At 38.1% G+C, this 4,591-nt stretch carries 4 protein-coding genes; all 4 read left to right on the top strand.

Going from position 1 to position 4,591, the window contains the following annotated elements; translation table 11 throughout:
- On the top strand, positions 1 to 259 hold a 259-nt coding region (locus RYL88_RS11635; protein ID WP_314991487.1), incomplete at its 5' end, for a hypothetical protein.
- The gene (locus RYL88_RS11630) at positions 249 to 2,321 is read left to right on the top strand and encodes a DUF262 domain-containing protein (RefSeq protein ID WP_314991485.1); all 2,073 of its coding nucleotides are present in this window, start codon (positions 249 to 251) and stop codon (positions 2,319 to 2,321) included. The genes RYL88_RS11635 and RYL88_RS11630, both read left to right, overlap by 11 nt.
- Complete coding sequence (locus RYL88_RS11625; protein ID WP_314991484.1) at positions 2,308 to 3,786, top strand: DUF2779 domain-containing protein; 1,479 nt, start codon at positions 2,308 to 2,310, stop codon at positions 3,784 to 3,786. The genes RYL88_RS11630 and RYL88_RS11625 overlap by 14 nt, the downstream gene beginning before the upstream one ends.
- Before the next feature lie 60 nt (positions 3,787 to 3,846).
- Positions 3,847 to 4,591, top strand: a 745-nt coding sequence (locus tag RYL88_RS11620) for a Sir2 family NAD-dependent protein deacetylase (protein ID WP_314991482.1), incomplete at its 3' end; no start/stop codon positions are given.

Raw genomic sequence — 4,591 nt, 5'->3', positions numbered from 1 at the left:
AATAGAAAATTTAGCCTTACTGGCAGCAGAGAATAACAGCTCTTTATGTAACGGGCCGTTTATCGAAAAACGCGAAAAGATAATCGAGATGGATAAAAACGGCGAATTTATACCAATATGTACTAAAAATGTATTTTTAAAGTATTACACCAAGAAGCTATCTGATGTATATTTTTGGAGCAAGCAAGACCAAGAGGATTATAAAGACTCGATAATAAAAACATTAGAAAAATTTTTAGGAGAGAAAAATGGAAAATAATATAAGTAATTTAAAAAATATCCTAATTGACAGGAAGTTAAAAATTTCAATACCCATCATCCAAAGGGATTACGCGCAAGGCAGGACCGATAATAAGACGATCGATATTAGGAATAAATTTTTGAATGAGATTCATGATAAGCTTAAAGAGGGAGAGGGCTTATTTTTGGATTTTGTTTATGGCAGTATAGAAGATGATAAATTTATACCGATCGATGGCCAGCAACGTCTCACTACTCTTTTTTTGTTGCACTTATACTTTGCAAAAAAAGAAAGGAAAGATTGTGAGTATTTAAAGGGCTTTACCTACGAAACCAGAAGTAGCTCTAGAGAATTTTGTGAAAAGTTAGTAAATATGGATATTGATTTTGACAAAGACGAAATCTCTGCAGATATAAAAAATAGTAGCTGGTTTATGCCGTTTTGGGAAAATGATCCGACCGTAAAATCTATGCTTGTAATGATAGATGCAATACATGATAAATTTAAAAATTCCAAATTTTACGACAGACTAGAAAATATAAAATTTAGTTTTCTTGAGCTTAAAGAGTTTGGATTAACAGATGATCTGTATATAAAAATGAATGCTAGAGGAAAGCCGCTAAGCGAATTTGAAAATTTTAAAGCAGAATTTGAGAAAGAGCTATCTCAAGAGATAAAATCAAAGCTAGATAATGCGTGGCTGGATCTGTTTTGGGGATTAAAAGACAGTGATAAAAAAGGTATAGATTTAAGTAGCGTTGATAAGCGATATATGGCATTTTTTAAAGGAGTAGCTTCAAATTTTACTATTCTTAATATAAAAGATACAAAAGAGGCAAAAGATTTTGATTTTGATGAGTTTGATACACTAGATGCATTAGAGTTTTTTAGCAGTAATAAAAATAGTGTAAACAATGTAATAAAAATTTTAGATGAGTTGTGTAAAGTTTCAAATTATGAGCTGCTTAAAAATTTTACCGATACCAGCAAAGATATTACTTATGAAACAAGGGTTAAGTTTTTTGCACTATCTATGTTTTTGATAAATTTTGGAGCCCAAAAGCTTGGCGGAGATTTTTATAAAGAGTATGAAAGGATAACTTCAAATGTAGCAAGAGACTTTAATATAGATAGCATTTTAAATCTAAAACAGACTTTTGAGTTTATAAATGAAATTTGTGGAAAATGCAAGAGTGAGAATATTTTTGATCTATTGGTTGATTTTCAGAACGAGCAGCCAGGAAGCTTTAAAGTAATCAATTTTTATAGGTGGCAAGAGAAAAAGAAATTAGAGCTTATGCAAAGCGATCCAAGATGGATTGATGCTATCAATAAAGGCGAAAAACATTGGTATCTTGGCTCAAATTTAACGTTTCTTATTGATTTTGCAGAAAATGATGTAGAAAAATTTAAAGAGTATTATAAGAAATTTGATGAGATTTTTAAAGAGGATAGGGAAAACTTCTTGTTTCAAAGGGCATTGCTAGCAAAAGGTGATTATCTAGTAGAGCGCGGATATGGATACGGCGGAGAATATTTTAGCTTTTGCAACTTCAACAACAACCCTCGTGACAAAGACGACAACTGGCGAGATGTATTTTTCGATAAAGAGAAAAGCCAAATTGTAAAAGGTCTGCTTGATGATAATAGGAGTTTGGAATATATTATAGATAGTTATATTTATGATGAAGATGACTGGAGTTACTTTTTTATCAAGTATCCTGAAATTTTAAAGTATTGTAAAAATTTCTTTATACAAGCAAATCGATATATGATAAGAGTTCTAACAAAAACCCTTAGTAGCAGCTATCATGTCGAATACTACAGCTATGCGCTATTTATAATCTTGCAAAAGGAGTTTTTAAATTTATCGCAGGAAGGACTAAAATATGTTGGCGCAAAATCTAGCAGTGAAATTTGCCATATCGATATAGGGGGACATAAAATTAGTTTTATAGATATTGGTGAAAACAAATATGGTTGGAAGATAGATGAAGAAGTGTTTGAAAGTATGGATTTTGAAACAATAAAAAGCAAAGCTAGCGAAATCGCAAAAAGTATAGACAATGGCACTATCTAAATCCCTCTACATCCGTGGGCTTCAGTGTGAAAAGAGCTTGTGGCTAAAAAAGAAAAAGCCTGAGGTTTTGCAAGCTCCGGATGACGGCGCGCAGGCGGTATTTGATACCGGCACATCGGTAGGCGAGCTAGCCTGCGAGCTATTTAGCGGCGGCGAGAGGATAGAGTATACCGGCGATTTTAGCTCACAGATGGCAAAGACCAAGGAGCTTATCGAGCACGGCGCAAAGGTCATCTACGAGGCCACTTTTTGCTTTGACGGCAACCTTGTGATGGTGGATATCCTTCGTATCGGCAAGGGCGAGCTTGTCATCAACGAAGTAAAGAGCTCAACCTCGGTAAAAGACGTCTATATCGATGATGCAAGCATCCAGTACTACGTCATTAGCTCGCTTGGCTACAAGGTGAGTGCCGTAAATATCATCCACATAGATAGCAGCTACGTAAGAGGCGAGAAGCTTGAACTGGAGAAGTTTTTTCATACCGAAGACGTAACCGAGCAAGTAAAGCAAAAGCAAGCGGATATTCCTCAAATTTTAAGTAAATTTGATGAAATTCTCAGCAAAAATATTGAACCGGACATTGACATCGGCCCTCATTGCTCAAACCCTTACGCTTGCGACGCTTGGGAGTACTGTTGGCGCGAGCAGCGAAGCATACCGGAGTATAGCGTCTTTGATATATCTCGTCTAAGAAGCGATAAGAAATTCGAGCTTTATAAAAGCGGCATAGTTAAATTTGAAGACATAAAAGAGCTAGATAAATTTAACGCCTCCCAGCAGATCCAAATCCGCTCCGAACTATCCAAGGAGCAGATTATAGATAAAGAGGCTATCAAAGAGTTTCTAGACACGCTTAGTTATCCGCTCTACCACCTTGACTTTGAGACATTTCAACAGGCTGTGCCTGAGTTTATAGGGCTTAGGCCTTATGAGCAGATACCTTTTCAGTTTTCTATCCATAAAGATAACGGCAATGGAAATTTAGAGCATTTTGAGTTTTTGGCCGAGCCGGGAACTGATCCTAGATACGAGCTGGCGCTAAATTTGATCAAATTTATCCCGCAGGACGCCTGCGTTTTGGCTTATAACATGAGCTTTGAAAAAGGAGTGATAAGACGTCTTGCCACAAACTATCCTCAAATTTCAAATGAGCTTATGGCTATCCACGACAATATAAAAGATCTCATGGCGCCCTTTGCTAGCAAAAGCTACTATCATCCAAAAATGCAAGGAAGCTACTCGATAAAGTACGTCTTGCCGGCGCTCGTGCCTGGATTTGAGTCGGCGTATAAGGATCTAAATTTGATCCATCACGGAGGCGAAGCTATGCAGGCATATGCGGCTATGGCCTGTATGAACGAAACGCAGCGCGATGTCTATAAACAGGCGCTTTTGGCATACTGCAAGCTAGATACTTTAGCGATGGTTAAGGTTTTAGAAAAACTAAGAGAAGTCGAGCGCTAGGACAAAAAATGTCTGGTTTGGCGGATATAATGCTTTGATACTTCAAATTTAGGAGAAAGTATGGAAGCAAACAAATTTGAAATAGCGTACGACACAATACTCCGTGCAAAAGAGATCGTCGCAAACGCCGAAGCCGTCATTATAACCGCAGGAGCAGGCATGGGCGTAGATAGCGGACTGCCCGATTTTAGAGGTGATCTTGGATTTTGGAAAGCCTATCCGCCTTTAAAGGATAAAAATTTAAGCTTTACCGAGATGGCAAATCCGCAGTGGTTTTTTAGCAGCCCTGAGCTAGCTTGGGCGTTTTACGGACACAGGCTAAAGCTCTATAACGCAACCCAGCCTCACGAAGGATTTACCCTACTAAAAGATCTCTGCGATGCCAAAGGCGGCAACTACTTTATCTACACCTCAAACGTCGACGGACATTTTGAAAAGGCAGGATTTGACAAGGATAAAATTTACGAGATCCACGGCTCTATCCATCACGTGCAGTGTATCTACAACGATGACGGCAACATCTGGAATATGGACGAAAATAGCATCCTAGTAGACGAGGAGAAATTTATCGCTACAAAGATGCCCATTTGCCCTGAGTGCGGATGCGTAAGCCGCCCAAATATCCTTATGTTTTACGATCACGAATTTAATCACAAAAGGGCTTGGGCGCAGCGCAAAAAGTACGATGCGTGGCTTAGCCATAATATGAACTCCAAAATAGCCATAATCGAGATCGGTGCGGGGCTTGCCGTGCCTACGATCAGGATTTACGGAGAAAGGATGGCAAAAAGATTTAAGCGCGCCC

Source organism: uncultured Campylobacter sp. (assembly GCF_963517995.1).
In the GTDB taxonomy this organism is placed as follows: Bacteria; Campylobacterota; Campylobacteria; order Campylobacterales; family Campylobacteraceae; genus Campylobacter_A.
The sequence above is the reverse complement of the archived record's forward strand: the minus strand, read 5'-3'. Positions and strand labels throughout refer to the sequence as shown.